Raw genomic sequence first — 16,416 nt, 5'->3', positions numbered from 1 at the left:
TTGGGAACATCAGCCGTCCCCCAGTACCAGGAGCTCAGGGTCATGTCCGGTGTGGACCATCTGCACGAGTTGCTCGGCCTTCCCGCTGTCGATTTCCAGCACGCGTCGGGGGAGGCGCCCGTGCAGGCCGCCGATGCGGCAGCCTGGCGCATCTCGGTCGATCCGTACGACGACGATGCCGAGACGACCTGGGAGGAAGCCTTCAAGGCGTTCCTGGAGACGGTCGACCCGGCAGGGGTCAGGGCGCTGATCGTCGGTCAGTGGGGTGAGGCGTACGAGGTGAAGTCGTCGTACGCGATCGATCTGATCATCGCCGCGGCGGACCGGCTGACCTCGCTGGAGGCCGTCTTCGTCGGCGACATGACCTCCGAGGAGAACGAGATCTCCTGGATCGAGCAGTCGGATGTCACGGCGCTGCTCAACGCCTTCCCCGACCTGCTGGAACTGGGTGTGCGCGGCGGCACCGATCTGGTCTTCTCGCCCTCGAAGCACGAGCGGCTGCGTTCGCTGACCATCGAGACCGGCGGGCTGCCCGTCGGCGTGATCCGCGGCATTCTGGACAGCGAACTGCCGGCGCTGGAGCGGCTCGACCTCTGGCTCGGTGTCTCCGCCTACGGGGGCGACACCGATGTGGCCGACCTGGCTCCGCTGCTCTCCGGCACCCGCTTCCCCCGGCTCACCCATCTCGGCCTGCGCAACAGCGAGGTGCAGAACGAGATCGCGGCGGCGGTGGCCTCCGCCCCGGTCGTCGCGCAGCTGCGGGTCCTGGACCTGTCGAACGGCACCATGGGCGACGAGGGCGCGGCGGCGCTGCTGGACGGCCAGCCGCTCACCCATCTCGAAAAGCTCGATCTGTACCACCACTTCATGACCGAGCCGATGGAGCGCCGGATCGTGCAGGCGCTGGAGCCGCACGGCGTGCGGGTCGATGTGTCGGAGCGCGAGACACCCTGGGGCAACCGCGGCGTCGAAGGCCGCTACACCTCGGTCTCGGAGTGAGGCGCGATGACTGACATCGAGCATCCCGACACGTTTCACGGCCTGCCGGTCCATACCCTTCCCGGCCCCGGCCGGGCCTCGGAGGAAGCGCTCCCGGACACCGGTTCGGTCGCCTGGCGGCTGGAGAGCGCCTGGCAGGGCGATCTGACGTTCGGCACGCTGTGGCAGCACTTCGTCGACACGGTCGACACCACCCGGGTGCGGGCCCTGCTGATCGGCCCCTGGTGGCAGGAGGAGTACGAGTCGTTCGCCCCGGTGCTGGATCTGCTGGTCGCTCACGCCGACCGTTTCCCGGCCCTGCGCGCGCTCTTTCTCGCCGATGTCGTCAGCGAGGAATGCGAACTGTCATGGCTGGAGATGTGCGACATCACCCCGGTGGTCGAGGCGTTCGGCGAGCTGGAGGAGCTGGCGGTACGCGGGGGCGGTGAGCAGCGCGACGACCGCCCGTCGCTCGGCCTGCGACCGGTGCGGCACAAGTCGCTCAGGTCGCTGAGGTTCGAGTCCGGCGGGCTGCCGTCCGGCCTCGTGCGGGCGATCGGCGCCTGCGAACTGCCCGCGCTGGAGCGCCTCGAACTCTGGCTCGGTGTCACCGAGTACGGCGGTGACACCACGGTCGCGGACCTCGCTCCGCTGCTGTCCGGCGCGACGTTCCCCGCCCTGCGCCATCTGGGGCTGCAGAACAGCGAGATCCAGGACGAGATCGCGGCCGCCGTGGCCTCCGCTCCGGTCGTCGCCCGGCTGGAGTCGCTCTCCCTCTCGATGGGGACACTGGGCGACGAGGGTGCCGAGGCGCTGCTCTCGGGCCAGCCGCTCACCCATCTCACCTCGTTGGATCTGCACCACCACTACATGAGCGACCCGTTGGTGGACCGCCTGCGGCAGCTCCTGGGTCCGGACCGGGTGAACGGTGAGGCCGACGAGGTCGAGTACTGGGATCCGGAAGAGGACGACGACCGCTATGTCGCCGTCAGCGAGTAGTACGGCGGGCCCGGCGCCGCGCTTCGCCGTCGTGGGTGTGCCCGGCAACCGCCGGGTCACGCTCTTCCAGGACGCCGTGCGCGCCGCCGGGCTGCCCGCGGCGCGCGTCGTGCCCTGGCTGGACGTCCTGCGCGGTGGCGTCTCCTTCCTGCCCGGCGAGACGGTACGGATGGACTCCCCCGGTGAGGACACCGAGGTGGAGCGGCTGCTCCGCACCGTCGGGGATCCGGCCAGGGTCGAGGGGACCGCCCGCTGGTACGCCGGGTTCACCTCGGCCGTGCGGACGGTGGCGCGGGCGGCGGCCGCCGCCGGTGCCGGGCTGCTCGACGATCCCGACGATGTCGCGGTGCTGTTCGACAAGCGGCTCTGCCATGCCGTGCTGGACGGTGCCGGGGTCCCGGTCCCGGCGTCACCGACCTCGGGGGCCGCGGCCCCCGTGGTGCGGGACTGGGCGGACGTACGTGGACGGATGGCGGACCACGGCATGTCCAGGGTCTTCGTGAAGCTCGCGCACGGCTCGTCCGCCTCGGGGGTGCTGGCCGTGGAGACGGCAGGTCCGGGCCGCATCAGGGCCACCACGTCGGTGGAGCGCGACGCGTCCGGCCGGCTCTTCAATTCCCTGCGAGTGCGCCGCATCACGGCGGAGCCGGAGATCGCGGCCATCGTCGACACGCTCGCGCCCGACGGGCTGCACATCGAGCGCTGGCTGCCCAAGGCGACCCGGCACGGCCGGGCGACGGACCTGCGGGTCGTGGTGGTGGCGGGCCGGGCCACCCACGCGGTGGTGCGCACCAGCCGCTCCCCCATGACCAATCTTCACCTCGGCGGCGAGCGCGGCGACCTCGAAGCCGTCCGCTCGGCCGTCGAGGCCGCGGGCGGCAGCTGGCGCGAGGCCCTGGCCGTGTGCGAACGGGCGGCCGCCTGCTTCCCGGACACCCTCTGCGTGGGCGTCGATCTGCTGCCCTCGACCGGCTGGCGGCGCTTCGCCGTCGGCGAGGTCAACGCCTTCGGTGACCTGCTGCCGCGCCTGACCGGGCTTCCCGGCAGCGGTGCCGAGGGACTGGACACGTACGCGGCGCAGGTCGCCGCCGTACAGAACAGAGCAAGGAACAACCGTGCAACCGCCACCGCCTGACACCGCGCCCGCCTCCGCGGGCACCCGGAACCCGTACCCGAACGAACCGGGCGCCGACGCGCCGGACATGAACGGGCCGAACGTGAACGGGCCGGGCATCAACGGGCCGGCCACCGACGCGCCGCGCGCGGGCGAGCCGGACATGAGCGGGATCGTGGGCAGCCACGACCTGCTGCTCGTCACCCTCGACACACTGCGCCACGACGTGGCGGTGGAGCTCGCCGCCGAAGGGCGCATTCCCCATCTGGCGCGTCATCTGCCGGGCGGTGTCTGGGAGAAGCGGCATGCGCCGGGCAGCTTCACCTACGCCTCCCACCAGGCGATCTTCGCGGGATTCCTGCCGACACCGGCCGGTCCCGGACCGCACCCCCGGCTGTTCGCGGCGCGCTTCGCGGGCAGTGAGTCGACCGCCCCGGGCACCTTCGTCTTCGACACACCGGACCTGCTCTCCGGCCTCGCCGGCGTGGGCTACCGCACGGTGTGCATCGGCGGCGTCGGCTTCTTCAACCGGCGGCCGCCGCTCGGCTCGGTGCTGCCGGACATGTTCCAGGAGAGCCACTGGGAGCCGGAGTTCGGCGTGGCCTCGCCCACCTCCTTCGAGGCACAGGTGACGCGCGCCGAGCAGGTAGTCGCCGAACTCCCGGCGGAGCAGCGGCTGTTCCTCTTCGTCAATGTGTCCGCCCTGCACCAGCCCAACTGGTTCCACCGGCCGGGCGCCACCCGCGAGGCGGGCGACTCCCGCGCCACCCACGCCGCGGCACTGGAGTACGTCGACGCCCACATCGGCAGGCTCTTCGCCGCCGCGAGCAGCCGCCGCCGCTGTTTCGCCATCGTCTGCTCGGACCACGGCACGGCGTACGGGGACGACGGCTACACCGGGCACCGGCTCGGTCACGAGTCCGTCTGGACCGTTCCGTACGCGCACTTCTTCCTGGACCCGGGGGCCACCGCACCATGAGCCGCACCACGACCGCCGCACCGGCCGTCCGGCCGTACCAGAGCTATGTGTACGCCTACCCGCACAAGACCGCCTACCGGCCGCTCGCCGACCGGCCGGACCTGCGCGGGCTGTGGGCGGGCGAGCGCAAGGACGCGCTCTCGCTCTACCTCCACATACCGTTCTGCGAGGTCCGCTGCGGCTTCTGCAATCTCTTCACCCGGATCGGTGCTCCCGACGAGCTGACGACCCGGTACCTCGACGCGCTGGACCGGCAGGCCACCGCCGTCCGGGACGCGCTGGGTGACGACGGGCCGGTGCGGTTCGCCGCGGCCGCGTTCGGCGGGGGCACGCCCACCTTCCTGACCGCCGCGGAGCTGGAGCGGCTCTGCGACATCGCGGAGAAGCGGATGGGCGCCGATCTGCGGTCCGTGCCGCTCTCGGTCGAGACCTCGCCGTCGACCGCGACGGCCGACCGGCTGGCCGTTCTCGCCGACCGGGGTGCGACCAGGATCAGCATCGGGGTGCAGAGTTTCGTCGAGGCCGAGGCGCGGGCCGCCGTACGCCCGCAGCGGCGGGCCGACGTGGAGGCTGCGCTGGACCGGATACGCAATGCCCGCATCCCGGTCCTCAACATCGACCTGATCTACGGCATCGACGGCCAGACCGAGGACAGCTGGCGCACCTCGCTGGACACGGCGCTCAGCCGGCGGCCGGAGGAGCTGTACCTCTACCCGCTGTACGTGCGTCCCCTGACCGGGCTGGGACGGCTCGGTGCCGACGGCGAGGCCGCGGCCGACGCGGCCTGGGACGAACAGCGGCTGCGGCTGTACCGCGCGGGCCGGGACCACCTTCTGGCCCACGGCTACGAGCAGGTCTCGATGCGGATGTTCCGCCGCGCCGACGCCCCGCGGGCGGACGGCCCCGACGACTACGCCTGCCAGACCGACGGCATGATCGGCCTGGGCTGCGGCGCCCGCTCGTACACCACCGGGCTGCACTACTCCTTCGACTACGCGGTGGAGATGCGGGAGGTGCGGGCGATCATCGACGGATACACCGCCACCGAGGACTTCTCGCGTGCGGAGGTCGGGCGGTACGTCGACGGCGACGAGGCTCGCCGCCGTCACCTCCTTCAGTCGGTGCTCCAGGCCGGGGGACTGCCGCTGGCCGACTACCGGGAGCGGTTCGGCTCCTCGCCGGCCGACGACTTCCCCCTCGAACTGGCCCGGTTCGAGGCGCGCGGCTGGCTCGACGCGTCGGCCGGGGCGTCCGGACTGCTGCGGCTCTCCCCCGAGGGCCTCGCCCACTCCGACGCGCTGGGCCCGGAGCTCTTCTCCCCCGGTGTACGCGCCGCGATGGCCGCGTACGAGCTGAAGTGAGTACCCCATGGACCTGACGATCCTCTACCGCGGGCCGCTCTCCTCGTGCGACTACGACTGTCCGTACTGCCCGTTCGCCAAGCGGCGCGACAGCCGGGAGCAGCTGCGCGCCGACCGGGCCGCGCTGGAGCGGTTCACGGCGTGGGCCGCGGCGCAGACCGGTGACCGGATCTCGGTGCTGTTCACCCCGTGGGGCGAGGGTCTGGTCCGCTCCTGGTACCGCCGTGCGCTGGTCGAGCTCGCGCAGTTGCCGCACGTCCGGCGGGTCGCGATCCAGACCAACATCAGCAGTCGTACGGGCTGGCTGGCCGAGGCCGGTGAGGCGGGCCGCGAGAAGATCGCGCTGTGGTGCACGTACCACCCGGGGCAGACGCCGTACGAGCGGTTCCTCACCAAGTGCGAGGAGCTGTCCGCGCTCGGCATCCGGCACAGTGTCGGTGTGGTCGGGCTCGACGACCATCTCGACGAGGCGCGACGGCTGCGCGCCGCGCTGCCGGACGAGGTCTATCTCTGGGTGAACGCGGCGGAGGGCCACACGTATTCGGACGAGGAGGCGGAGCGCTGGACGGCCGTCGACCCGCTCTTCCCCTACAGCCGGCATCCGCACCGGTCGGCGGGGCTGCCCTGCCGGACCGGTGAGTCGGTCATCTCGGTGGACGGTGACGGCACCGTGCGGCGATGCCATTTCGTCCCGGCGGAGCTGGGCAATCTCTATGACGGGAGCTACCGGCGGGCGCTCGGTCCGCGCGCCTGTCCGCTGGCGGTCTGCGACTGCCACATCGGCTATGTGCACCTGGAGACACTGCCGCTGTACGACGTCTTCGCCGGCGGGGTGCTGGAGCGGATCCCGGCGGCTGTGCCGCCGTCGATCGCCGGACCGACCTGATTCCCGGCGGGCCGGGCGGGCGACGGCACCACGGCCCCGGACGCCGTCCAGGGCCTCTCGTCCGGATCATGCCGGTCCCGTGTGCACCGGTGCCGCGCCCCGCCGCGTTGTCGCCGGTCGCCGACGCGCCCTCCCCGAGCTCCCGGCTCCGCTCGGACAGGGGAGAGCCAGCTGACTCCCTCCTCCGCCTTGCAATGCACGGCACCGGACCCCGCTCCCTGATCCGGCCCGATCCGGACGAAAGACCCTAGAGCGGCAGGAGGTCCGGGCGCTTCGCTTCGACGTGGTCCCCGGAGGACTCGCCGCGCAGCCGCCGGCCGATCCACGGGACCAGGTACTCGCGCGCCCAGTGGATGTCGTCGCGCCGTACTTCGAGGGTGCCGCGCTCTGCCTGCGGCGGCCATTCCTGGTCGGGGTCGGCCGGTACGTCGAGGCCGAGGACCTGGGCGGCGCGCAGCGCGACCCTGGTGTGCCCTTCGGGCGACAGGTGGAGCCGGTCGTCGTCCCAGGCCCGCCGGTCCTGGACGGACCGCAGCGACCACAGGTCCAGGACCGGGCAGTCGTAGCGGTCGGCGATGGCCCGTACATGGGCGGTGTACGTGGCGATCTTGCCGCGCAGATGGCGCAGCACGGGAATGCCGCGGGTGTCGAAGCCGGTGGTGACCATGACCGTGCCGACCGCGCCGGTCAGCTCGGCGACCGCGCGCTCGAAGCGCTCGGCCACGTCGTCGGGGTCGGTGCCCGGCCGGATGATGTCGTTGCCGCCCGCGCAGAAGCTCACCAGGTCGGGTGCGAGCTCCTTGGCGCGCGGCACCTGCTCCTCGACGATCTGGTCGAGGAGGCGTCCTCGTACGGCGAGATTGGCGTACCTGAAATTCCCGTGCGCGGAACCTTCCGTGCCGGTCGCCGCATCGGGGTCCGGGAGCTGGTCCGCGAGGAGTACCGCGAAACGGTCCGCCCAGCCGACGAATTTCCCGTCCGGGCCGGGGTCGCCGACTCCCTCGGTGAAGCTGTCGCCGATAGCCGCGTACGACCCGATGACGCTCTGTCGGTTGTTGACGCCACGTTGGTTTTTTCTCGAATCGTCTGCCACAAACGCTTATCCTGCACTGCCGAATGTGACCTACGCGACCGTAATAAGGGGTTGACGGGTGGTGAGATAGGCCACCCGGTCAGTTTTTGGTAAAGGGGGAATAAGTGAAGGGGCGGTGCGCCGCCGCGCACCGCCCCTTCCGTGTCGCTCGGATCATGCCCGGTGATTCAGCTGCCCGGCCGTTCGGCTCAGACGGAGATGCCGTGCGAGGCCAGGAAGGCGATCGGGTCGATGTCCGAACCGTACGCCGGGCCCGTGCGGACCTCGAAGTGCAGGTGCGGGCCGGTGGCGTTGCCGGTGGCACCGGAGAGGCCGAGCTGCTGACCGGCGCTCACGGCCTGACCCGCGGAGACGGAGATGGAGGACAGGTGGCCGTACTGCGAGTAGTGGCCGTCGGCGTGCTTGATGACGACCTGGTTGCCGTAGGCGCCGCCCCAGCCGGCGGTGACGACGGTGCCGGAGGTGATGGACTTGACGCTGGTGCCGGTGGCGACGGGGAAGTCGATGCCGGTGTGGCTGCCGCTGGACCAGTTGGAGCCGGAGGCGCGGTAACCGGTGGTGTGGTTGCCCGGGACCGGGTGGACGTAGCCGGAGGCGCTGCTCCGGGCGGAGGCCGGGGCCTCGGTCTGCGGGGCCTTGGTCGCCGGGGCGGACGAGGTCTTGGCCGGGGCGGACTTCACGGTGACGGAGGGCGCCTTCGACGGGAGGGACGAGCCGGTGCCGGCGCCGGTGGGCGCGGCGTTGCCGGAGGCCTTGGCGCCGAGGGTCAGCTTCATGCCCGGGAAGATCAGGCCGGGGTTCTCGCCGACGACCTCGCGGTTGTCCTGGTACAGCTGCTGCCAGCCGCCCTTGACCTGGTGCTCGGCGGCGATCTTCGACAGGTAGTCGCCGGAGACGACGGAGTACGTCGTGGTGGCGGCCTGCTTCTGCGCGACGGGAGCGGCGTGCGTGGCGGCGGCCGGCTGCGGCGCGGCGGCCGGGACGGACTGCTCCGCGGCCTGGGCACCGGTGGCGCCGAGCAGCGGCAGCGCGACGACGGCGCCGCCGGCGCCGACCGCGGCGACGCCACGGGCGATGGTGCTGAGCTTCGGACGACGGTGCTTACCCGATATGGGCATGGCGTATTTCCTCTCCGGCGCCTGCGAGGTGAGCTGTCGGGTTCGGGCTGGAGATGCCCGGCCGCGCTGAGCGCGACTTCACCCCGAGCCGGCCGGATTTCTCCGGCCGGCGGCTTACCTGGTTCCCCCGCTCCTGCCACGCGATGAGTGGATGTGAATTCCGGGCGGCGGCAGGATTAGGCGGTCCGTCCGGATTGCGGTGACCGTAAGCGAGTCGGGACGGCGAGAACAAGCCATGGGTTCCACGCCGGATTCCGCGCCGGGAAATCGACGCGGAATTCCGGTCACACTCCGTGGATTAAGGATCTTGGCATTCCGCGCCGCGCACGGATTGCCCGACTCTTCCGTCACCACACACCGTCACGGATATGATCCCGCTCACGAGGCAACCCTCATGTCCCCTATAAGCAGGCGATGTTCAGACAAATGCCTGCATTACGGACATAAGGGGCCCGTCATCCGCGTCGGAGCCTCAGCACGCGTGCGTCGAGATCACCGCGAAGTCCGGTGTGCAGCCCCTGGTGCAGCAGCGTCGAACCGTGGTGCACCGCCCCGGTGTCCAGGCAGGTGTAGGTCGCCTCCGGGTCGAGCCCGCGCAGTCGCAGGGCCGGGGACCGCTCCCCGTACCGCTGCGCCTCCAGCCACATCAGGACCACGGCGTCGTCCCCGTGGACGTACTGGATCGCGCTGAGTCCGCCGCGCGGTGCACGCAGCCGGTACAGCGCGCCCTGCTGCACGACGGGCCGGATCTCCTTGTAGAGCTCCACCCAGGTCCGGGCCTCGGCCAGCTCCTCCTCGCTCCATTCGGTGAGGTCCCCGCCGACCCCGAGCACTCCGGCCATCGCGCTCACGAACCGGAAGCGCAGCGAGCTGACCCGGCCGTTGAGCTGGTGGTTCGGGCTGTCCGTGACCCAGGCGGCCATCACCCGCGCGGGGTGGAGGTGTCCGAAGCCCTCCTGGATGGCGAGCCGGTCGAGCGGGTCGGTGTTGTCGGAGGTCCACACCTGGTCGGTGCGGGACATGATCCCCAGGTCGACCCGGCCGCCGCCGCCCGAGCAGGACTCGAACGCGACCGTGGGGTGCGCGGCCCTGAGCCGGTCGATCAGCGCGTACAGGCCCTCCACGTGCTCGACCCAGAGCTTCTGCGGGTAGTCCTCGCCCGGCCAGCCCGCATCGGTGAAGCAGCGGTTGAAATCCCATTTCACATAGTCGATGGGCGTGCCGGAGAGCAGTGTGTCCAGCTGCTCCCAGAGATATTCCCGCACATCGGGGCGGGCCAGATTGAGCACCAGCTGGTTGCGGTACTCCGTACGCGCCCGCCCGGGAAAGTGCTGCACCCAATCGGGATGGGCGCGATAGAGATCACTGTCGGCATTGACCATTTCCGGTTCGACCCAGATGCCGAACTGCATGCCGAGCCCGTGCACTTCGTCGGCGAGCGGCTTCAGCCCACCGGGGAAGCGGTCCGGATTCGGCGTCCAGTCCCCGAGCCCGGCCCGGTCGCTGGTCCGCTGCCCGAACCACGCGTCGTCCACGACGAAGAGCTCGACGCCCATCGCGGCGGCCCGCTCGGCGAGGACCCGCTGCTGGTCCAGCGAGATGTCGAAGCCCGTCGCCTCCCAGGAGTTGTAGAGCACCGGCCGCGGGTTCTGCGCGTCCGGGATCACATGGGCCAGCTGCCAGGCGTGCCAGGCGCGGCTCGCCCCGCCGAACCCCTGCCCGCTCCACAGCCCGGCGAAGACGGGCGTGGTGTACGACTCCCCCGGCACCAGCCGGACCAGACCGGCGTCGTCGTATCCGGCACCGCCGGTGATCTGCACGAGCCCGTCGGGCAGCCGCTGCACGGAGATCCGCCACGATCCGGACCAGCCGAGCGCGCAGCCGTACACCTCGCCGCTCTCCTCGGTGGCGGCACCGTCGGCGTCCAGCGCGACCCACGGCAGGAACTGGTGGCCGGTGTGGCCGCGCCTGCTGGAGACGACGCTCTCGCCGTGCAGCAGCTCCGCCCGCTCAAGTCGCGATTCCGCCGCCCAGCGTCCGTGCAGCCGGCTCAGCCGCCAGCCGTCGCGGGCCGGCAGCGACCAGGCGGCCGCATCGGCGCGCAGCAGCTCCAGCGGCGGGCCGTCCGGTCCGGCGTGCGCGACGGTGGCCCAGCGCTCCACGACATCGGAGTCGTCCCGCATCCGGTAGTGCAGGGTCAGGGCGAGCCGGTGCACGGAGTCGGTGAAGCCGATCCGCAGTTCGTCCCCGTCCGCCTCGGCGGCGTCGAAGGCCCACTCGGTGCCGCGGACCTGCGCGGTGCGTACCGAGAGTGCCGGACGGACGAACCTGGGGCCGCCCTCGACCGGATACTCCTCCCGGCCGTCGAGGTGGGACTCGAAGGCCCTGAAGTCCAGTTCCGGGGCCGCGGCCAACGCCTCCGCCGCGGCGAGGGTGATCCTCGGCCCCCAGTGCAGATGGACCAGCTCGTCCTGCTCGGTCAGTCGCAGTGCGTAGCTGCTGCTCGCCCCGGTGAGCAGCCAGGTCCGGCCGGTGTTGCCCGTCTCGATCATCGCATCCCCACATTCCAACAGTTCCGCACATCATCGACCATCGACGGGGTGTGAGCAACGGTTCGTCGAGGAATTCGCCCGGCGGATTCACTGCGGGGGAACCGGAGTTCGCCCGGGTATCGACAGGGAAAGGCCGAGATGATTGCCTGAGGAATCAATGTCGTATCGTCGCAGGAGTGGCCTCGCCTGCGACGCGCGCCGGCACCAGACACTCCAGGAGTCACCGTGACGCAGCAGTTGCCGCAGATCCCGTCGACGGAACCCGAGCTGGCGGGCGTCCGCAACTTCCGCGACGTGGGCGGGCTGCCCACCGCGGACGGGCGGCGGGTGCGGCACGGGCGGCTCTTCCGCAGCGGTCACCTCGCGCACGCCACCGCCGAGGACGCCTCGTTCCTGGGCGGTCTCGGTCTGCACACGGTCTTCGACTTCCGCAACGCCGCCGACCGCAGGCTCGACGGGCTGGACGTGGAACTGCCCGGCGTGCGAAGCGTGAACATCCCGCTCTCCGATCCGGCGGACGGCTCGGAGTTCTGGCACATGGTCCGCAACGGCGACGTCGCGCAGCTGCGCTCGATCCTCGGCGACGGCAAGGGCACGAACCGGATGATCGCCTCGTACCGCTCGATCATCCGGGACCGCACCGCCGAGCACAGCCGGGTGCTGCACGCCCTGGCCGAGGACAGTGTTCCGGCCCTGATGCACTGTGCGGCGGGCAAGGACCGGGCCGGGCTGTCGATCGCGGTGTCGCTGCTCGCCGTCGGCGTCGAGCCCGAGGCCATCGAGGCCGACTACCTGAAGTCCAACGACGCCCACCGCCGCTACCGGGTGCAGCGCAGCGACACCTCGGCGGACGGCATGTCGGCCGAGGTGATGGAGCTGCTGAACCCGCTCTTCGGCGCCCATGCCGATTACCTCGCCGCGGCCTTCGCGACCATCGAGGAGACCTGGGGCAGCACGGACCGCTATTTCTCCGAGGGCCTGAAGCTCGCCCCCGAGGCCCGGGACCGGCTGCGCGACCGGCTCCTGGACGAGGCCCGCTAGGGCCCCTCGTCCGGATCGTGCCGGGCTCGCGCCCCGGCGCCCGATCCGGCCCGATCCGGACGGAAGGAGCCGGGCGCGGTCAGCCCTTGCCTGCCACCGCGAAGAGCAGGTAGAGGAAGGCCGCGAAGATGTGCCCGGCGATGAGGTAGGCGAACAGCCTGATCACCACACCGCGCGGAAACTTCCGCTCCTGGGCCTCGTAGTTCTTCTTCGAACCCAGCGGGTCGAAGTTCTCCGAATCGGACATGACGGTCCTCTCTGGCGACCGGTGGAGCCGGTCTCAGCGACGGTGGATGCCGCTGCCGAGGCACAGCTCGGCGGCGGGGCTCTGCATCAGGGTGTGGACGAAGAGCAGTTCGGCACCGTCGCGGTCGACGGCCGTGATCCGGTGCGGGGTGAGCGAGTCGAAGTGCGCGCTGTCGCCGGGCGCGAGGTCGTGCACGGTGTCCCCGAGCCAGACCCGGAGGTGCCCGGCGAGCACGTACAGCCACTCCTCGCCGGGATGGACGCGCACGAGGTCGCCCTGGGCGCCGTGCGGGACGCGGACGCGGAGCGCCTGCATGGCCCGGCCGGAGCCGCCGGCCTGCTGGTACATCCAGCCGTCCGCCTCGGCTCCCTCGAACGTCCCGCCGCGGATGATCGCGTCACGTTCGGGGGGTGTCTCGCCGAGCAGCTCGGAGACCGTCGTACCGTAGATCCTGGCAAGACCGAGCAGCATCGGCAGCGAAGGCTGGCGACGGCCCGTTTCGAGCCGGGAGAGATGGGCGGGCGAGAGCCCTGCCCGCTGAGCGGCGGTCTCCAGGGTGAGACCACGGCTCCGGCGCAGATCGCGCAGCCGTGGCGCGATCCCGGGCAGCTCGTCGGCCGCCCCTCCGTCTGGAGGATTCATGTACCTATTGGGCCAAAATCCTGCCTGAGAGGCAAATTTCTTGCCTCTCAGGCAAAAGCACTCCGGGCCGGCTCCGGCCCGCACCCGCGCTCAGCGGTTGGCGACGGCCTGTTTCACCAGTGTCCTGCCGAAGTCCCACATCAGTCCACCGCCGCTGTGAGCGTCGTCCATCACCGCGGTGAACGCCGTGACGAACCGGTCGACGTCCGCCTCGTCGATCACCAGCGGCGGAATCAGCTTGATCACTTCCAGATGGTCGCCCGAGACCTGGGTGAGGATGCGGTGCTTCTGGAGCAGCGGCACCACCACCATCTGCGCGAAGAGCCCCTTGCGGGCCGCCTGGAGCATGGTCCAGCGGCTGCGCAGCTTGAGGGACGACGGCCGGCCGAACTCGATGCCGGTCATCAGCCCGCGCCCGCGTACCTCGTGCAGCAGCTCGTAGCGGTCGACCAGCGCGGTCAGCCGGTCGCGCAGCAGATCACCGACGCGTCGCGCATGTGCGACGGTCTCCTCGTCCTCCATCACCGCGAGGACCGCGAGCCCGGCCGCCATCGCCTGGGCGTTGGAGCCGAAGCTCGCGGAGTGCACCAGGACCCGGTCCATCGACGAGTAGACCCGGCGGAAGATCCAGTCCTTGCCCAGGGTCGCCCCGACCGGCACATAGCCGCCGGAGAGGGCCTTGGCGACACAGACCAGATCGGGCTCCACGCCCTCCTCGTGCTGGTACGCGTAGAAGTCGCCGGTGCGGCCCAGACCGGTCTGCACCTCGTCGGCGATGAGCAGGGCCTTGTGCTTGTGCAGCAGCTCCTGCGCGGCCCGCAGGAAGCCGGGGGGCGCGGCGTGGACGCCCTTGCCCTGGATCGGCTCGACGACCAGCGCCGCCACGTCGCCGCGCTTCAGCTCGCGCCGCAGGGCGTCGAGATCGCCGAGCGCGATGGCGGTGTCCGGCAGCAGGGGCGCGAAGCCGTCCCGGAAGCCGTCCTCCCCGTTGACCGAGAGGGAGCCGGTCGTCAGCCCGTGGAAGGCGTGGGCGCAGTAGAGGATCCTGGGCCGGCCGGTGGCGTAGCGGGCGAATTTCAGGGCCGTCTCGACCGCCTCGGTGCCGCTGTTGCCGAAGAAGACCCGGTCCAGGTGCGGGCTGTGCGCGAGCAGCCGCTCGGCCAGCAGTCCCGGCAGCGGCTGGCAGTCGAAGCGGGTCAGGTCGGCGAGCGAGGCGTCCAGTACGTCGTGCAGCGCCTTGCGTACGACGGGGTGGTGCCGGCCCAGGCCCATCACGCCGAACCCGGCGAGCATGTCGAGGTAGTCGTTGCCGTCCGCGTCCCAGAAGTGCGCGCCCTCGGCCCGTTCGTAGACCTTGTCGAAGCCGATGGTGCGGAGCATCCGGGGCAGCTGGTGATTGAGGTGCCTGGTGTGCAGCTCGTAGCGTTCGGCGCCGCGCTCCGCGAGGAGCCGCGCCAGGTCGAAGCCCTTGGGCCCGTCGTCCTTCATGCCCCGCTCTCCTCGGTCCTTGTCGCCGCCTCGTCGGCGGCCAGTACGGCACTGATCCGGCCGGCGATCTCGACCGGGGTGAGCCCGATGTCGGCCAGCACCTCGGCACGCTTGCCGTGCGCGAGGAACTGCTCGGGGATGCCGAAGGTGCGCAGCGGCACGTCGACCCCGGCGTCCCGCAGCGCCTGCCCCACCGCCGAGCCGACGCCACCGGCCCGGCTGTTGTCCTCGACGACGGCGACCAGCCGGTGCCGTCCGGCCAGCGGCGGCAGTGCCTCGTCGACCGGCTTGACCCAACGCGGGTCGACGACGGTGCAGCGGATCCTGGCACCGGCCAGCAGATCGGCGGCCTTCAGACAGACCGGGGCGAGCACGCCGACGGCCACGAGCAGCACATCCGCGTCCTGCGACCGGTGCAGCACGTCCATGGAGCCGATCCGGCCGACGGCCGGGACCGGCTCCCCCACCGACTCCTTGGGGAACCGGATCACGGTGGGTGCGTCGTCGACGTCGACGGCCTCGCGGAGCTGGGACCGGAGCTGGTCGGCGTCGCGCGGGGCGGCGATCCGCAGCCCGGGGACGACCTGGAGCAGGGACATGTCCCACATGCCGTTGTGCGAGGGCCCGTCGGGTCCGGTGACCCCGGCCCGGTCGAGGACGAAGGTCACCCCGCACCGGTGCAGCGCGACGTCCATCAGCAGCTGGTCGAAGGCCCGGTTGAGGAAGGTGGCGTAGACGGCGACGACCGGGTGCAGTCCGCCGGTGGCCAGTCCGGCCGCGGACACGGCGGCGTGCTGCTCGGCGATGCCGACGTCCCAGACCCGGTCGGGGAAGGCCTCGGCGAACTTCGTCAGCCCGACGGGGTGCAGCATCGCCGCCGTGATCGCCACGACGTCGGGCCGCTCCGCGCCGATCCTGGCGATCTCGTCGCCGAACACCGACGTCCAGGAGGGCCCGCCGGCCGGGAGGAGCGGGGCGCAGGTCAGCGGGTCCATCGCCCCGACGGTGTGGAACCGGTCGGCCTCGTCCAGGAGTGCGGGCGGATAGCCGCGGCCCTTCTCGGTGAGGCAGTGCACCAGCACCGGACCGTGGAAGCGTTTCGCCCGGTGCAGGGCGGATTCGACGGCGGCGACGTCGTGGCCGTCGATCGGCCCCAGGTACTTGAGCCCGAGGTCCTCGAACATGCCCTGCGGGGCGAAGGCGTCCTTGAACCCCTTCTTCGCGCCGTGCAGCGACTCGTACAGCGGCTGTCCGATGACGGGGGTCTGCCGGAGCACGTCCTTGCCCCAGGCGAGGAAGCGTTCGTAGCCGTCGGTGGTGCGGAGGGTGGCGAGGTGATCGGCGAGGCCGCCGATCGTGGGTCCGTAGGAGCGCTCGTTGTCGTTCACCACGATGATCAGCGGGCGGTCCCTGGCGGCGGCGATGTTGTTCAGCGCCTCCCAGGCCATCCCGCCGGTGAGGGCTCCGTCACCGATGACGGCCACGACGTGGTCGCTCCGCTCCAGCACCTGGTGGGCCTTGGCGAGGCCGTCGGCCCAGCCGAGCACCGTCGAGGCGTGCGAGTTCTCGATGACGTCGTGCGCGGACTCCTCGCGGGAGGGGTAGCCGGACAGGCCCCCCTTGCCCCGCAGCTTGGAGAAGTCCTGCCGCCCGGTGAGCAGTTTGTGCACATAGCTCTGGTGGCCGGTGTCCCAGAGGATGCGGTCCACGGGCGAGTCGAATGCCCGGTGCAGGGCGATGGACAGTTCCACCACTCCGAGGTTGGGCCCCAGGTGACCGCCGGTCCTGGCCACCGCCTGAATGAGGAACTGCCTGATGTCGCGGGCGAGTTCGTCGAGTTGTGCTTCGTTCAGCGCCTTGAGATCGTGCGGCCCCCGGATGCTCTCCAGAATCGTCACGCTCGGGCCCCCTCTCTGGT

14 protein-coding genes and 1 riboswitch are annotated in these 16,416 nt (G+C 71.2%); of the genes, 7 read left to right on the top strand and 7 right to left on the bottom strand.

Features of this window, described 5'->3' with window-relative positions; genetic code table 11:
- The first annotated feature begins 42 nt into the window (after nt 1-42).
- From AADR41_RS02650 to AADR41_RS02625, 6 genes are all read left to right on the top strand, one after another.
- Nucleotides 43-999, top strand: coding sequence for an STM4015 family protein (locus tag AADR41_RS02650; protein WP_342279736.1), 957 nt, complete (start codon nt 43-45; stop codon nt 997-999).
- Nucleotides 1,000-1,005: 6 nt separating this feature from the next.
- A complete protein-coding gene (locus AADR41_RS02645) occupies nt 1,006-1,977 on the top strand; it encodes an STM4015 family protein (RefSeq protein WP_342279735.1) in 972 nt (323 codons plus the stop codon).
- The gene (locus AADR41_RS02640; protein ID WP_342279734.1) at nt 1,958-3,112 is read left to right on the top strand and encodes an STM4014 family protein; all 1,155 of its coding nucleotides are present in this window, start codon (nt 1,958-1,960) and stop codon (nt 3,110-3,112) included. Before AADR41_RS02645 ends, AADR41_RS02640 begins: the two co-directional genes overlap by 20 nt.
- Nucleotides 3,113-3,254: 142 nt before the next feature.
- Nucleotides 3,255-4,070 (top strand): STM4013/SEN3800 family hydrolase, encoded by an 816-nt coding sequence (locus tag AADR41_RS02635; protein ID WP_342279765.1) that lies wholly within the window; start codon nt 3,255-3,257, stop codon nt 4,068-4,070.
- Nucleotides 4,067-5,431 carry an STM4012 family radical SAM protein gene (locus AADR41_RS02630; protein ID WP_342279733.1) on the top strand — a complete coding sequence of 455 codons (1,365 nt, stop codon included), beginning with the start codon at nt 4,067-4,069 and terminating at the stop codon, nt 5,429-5,431. Before AADR41_RS02635 ends, AADR41_RS02630 begins: the two co-directional genes overlap by 4 nt.
- A 7-nt stretch (nt 5,432-5,438) precedes the next feature.
- Nucleotides 5,439-6,317 (top strand): STM4011 family radical SAM protein, encoded by an 879-nt coding sequence (locus AADR41_RS02625; RefSeq protein ID WP_342279732.1) that lies wholly within the window; start codon nt 5,439-5,441, stop codon nt 6,315-6,317.
- Between the two features lie 247 nt (nt 6,318-6,564).
- On the opposite strand, the gene AADR41_RS02620 is transcribed toward AADR41_RS02625, so the two are convergent.
- The 3 genes from AADR41_RS02620 to AADR41_RS02610 all read right to left on the bottom strand — a co-directional run bounded on the left by AADR41_RS02620 (nt 6,565) and on the right by AADR41_RS02610 (nt 11,080).
- Nucleotides 6,565-7,410, bottom strand: coding sequence for an SGNH/GDSL hydrolase family protein (locus AADR41_RS02620; RefSeq protein WP_342279730.1), 846 nt, complete (start codon nt 7,408-7,410; stop codon nt 6,565-6,567).
- Between the two features lie 188 nt (nt 7,411-7,598).
- Nucleotides 7,599-8,528 (bottom strand): LysM peptidoglycan-binding domain-containing M23 family metallopeptidase, encoded by a 930-nt coding sequence (locus AADR41_RS02615; RefSeq protein ID WP_342279728.1) that lies wholly within the window; start codon nt 8,526-8,528, stop codon nt 7,599-7,601.
- Nucleotides 8,529-8,531: 3 nt separating this feature from the next.
- Nucleotides 8,532-8,688: riboswitch (cyclic di-AMP (ydaO/yuaA leader) on the bottom strand.
- 295 nt (nt 8,689-8,983) lie between these two features.
- Entirely contained in the window at nt 8,984-11,080 is a 2,097-nt protein-coding gene (locus AADR41_RS02610; protein WP_342279727.1) for an alpha-galactosidase, read from the bottom strand.
- A 225-nt stretch (nt 11,081-11,305) separates the two neighbouring features.
- Here AADR41_RS02610 and AADR41_RS02605 point away from each other — a divergent pair, with 225 nt between their 5' ends.
- The gene (locus AADR41_RS02605; protein ID WP_342279726.1) at nt 11,306-12,121 is read left to right on the top strand and encodes a tyrosine-protein phosphatase; all 816 of its coding nucleotides are present in this window, start codon (nt 11,306-11,308) and stop codon (nt 12,119-12,121) included.
- 79 nt (nt 12,122-12,200) lie between these two features.
- Here the strand turns inward: AADR41_RS02605 and AADR41_RS02600 are convergent, their stop codons facing one another.
- From AADR41_RS02600 to dxs, 4 genes are all read right to left on the bottom strand, one after another.
- Entirely contained in the window at nt 12,201-12,368 is a 168-nt protein-coding gene (locus AADR41_RS02600; RefSeq protein WP_164495316.1) for a DUF6126 family protein, read from the bottom strand.
- 33 nt (nt 12,369-12,401) lie between these two features.
- Nucleotides 12,402-13,010 (bottom strand): helix-turn-helix domain-containing protein, encoded by a 609-nt coding sequence (locus AADR41_RS02595; protein WP_342279725.1) that lies wholly within the window; start codon nt 13,008-13,010, stop codon nt 12,402-12,404.
- Nucleotides 13,011-13,100: 90 nt separating this feature from the next.
- Complete coding sequence (locus AADR41_RS02590; protein WP_342279724.1) at nt 13,101-14,498, bottom strand: aspartate aminotransferase family protein; 1,398 nt, start codon at nt 14,496-14,498, stop codon at nt 13,101-13,103.
- Entirely contained in the window at nt 14,495-16,396 is a 1,902-nt protein-coding gene (dxs, locus tag AADR41_RS02585; RefSeq protein WP_342279723.1) for a 1-deoxy-D-xylulose-5-phosphate synthase, read from the bottom strand. The genes AADR41_RS02590 and dxs overlap by 4 nt, the downstream gene beginning before the upstream one ends.
- Nucleotides 16,397-16,416: the final 20 nt, after the last annotated feature.

The organism is Streptomyces sp. CLV115 (assembly GCF_038448545.1).
GTDB lineage: Bacteria > Actinomycetota > Actinomycetes > Streptomycetales > Streptomycetaceae > Streptomyces > Streptomyces sanglieri.
Note: the sequence above shows the minus strand (reverse complement) of the source record. Positions and strands in the feature narration are given on the sequence as shown.

What these genes read in the sequence shown, in the direction of transcription:
- AADR41_RS02640 (WP_342279734.1), top strand. Translation starts at nt 1,958, where the DNA reads ATGTCGCCGTCAGCGAGTAGTACGGCGGGCCCGGCGCCGCGCTTCGCC.
- AADR41_RS02630 (WP_342279733.1), top strand. Translation starts at nt 4,067, where the DNA reads ATGAGCCGCACCACGACCGCCGCACCGGCCGTCCGGCCGTACCAGAGC.
- AADR41_RS02610 (WP_342279727.1), bottom strand. Translation starts at nt 11,080, where the DNA reads ATGATCGAGACGGGCAACACCGGCCGGACCTGGCTGCTCACCGGGGCG.
- AADR41_RS02600 (WP_164495316.1), bottom strand. Translation starts at nt 12,368, where the DNA reads ATGTCCGATTCGGAGAACTTCGACCCGCTGGGTTCGAAGAAGAACTAC.
- AADR41_RS02635 (WP_342279765.1), top strand. Translation starts at nt 3,255, where the DNA reads ATGAGCGGGATCGTGGGCAGCCACGACCTGCTGCTCGTCACCCTCGAC.
- AADR41_RS02615 (WP_342279728.1), bottom strand. Translation starts at nt 8,528, where the DNA reads ATGCCCATATCGGGTAAGCACCGTCGTCCGAAGCTCAGCACCATCGCC.
- AADR41_RS02650 (WP_342279736.1), top strand. Translation starts at nt 43, where the DNA reads ATGTCCGGTGTGGACCATCTGCACGAGTTGCTCGGCCTTCCCGCTGTC.
- AADR41_RS02595 (WP_342279725.1), bottom strand. Translation starts at nt 13,010, where the DNA reads ATGAATCCTCCAGACGGAGGGGCGGCCGACGAGCTGCCCGGGATCGCG.
- AADR41_RS02625 (WP_342279732.1), top strand. Translation starts at nt 5,439, where the DNA reads ATGGACCTGACGATCCTCTACCGCGGGCCGCTCTCCTCGTGCGACTAC.
- AADR41_RS02590 (WP_342279724.1), bottom strand. Translation starts at nt 14,498, where the DNA reads ATGAAGGACGACGGGCCCAAGGGCTTCGACCTGGCGCGGCTCCTCGCG.
- AADR41_RS02645 (WP_342279735.1), top strand. Translation starts at nt 1,006, where the DNA reads ATGACTGACATCGAGCATCCCGACACGTTTCACGGCCTGCCGGTCCAT.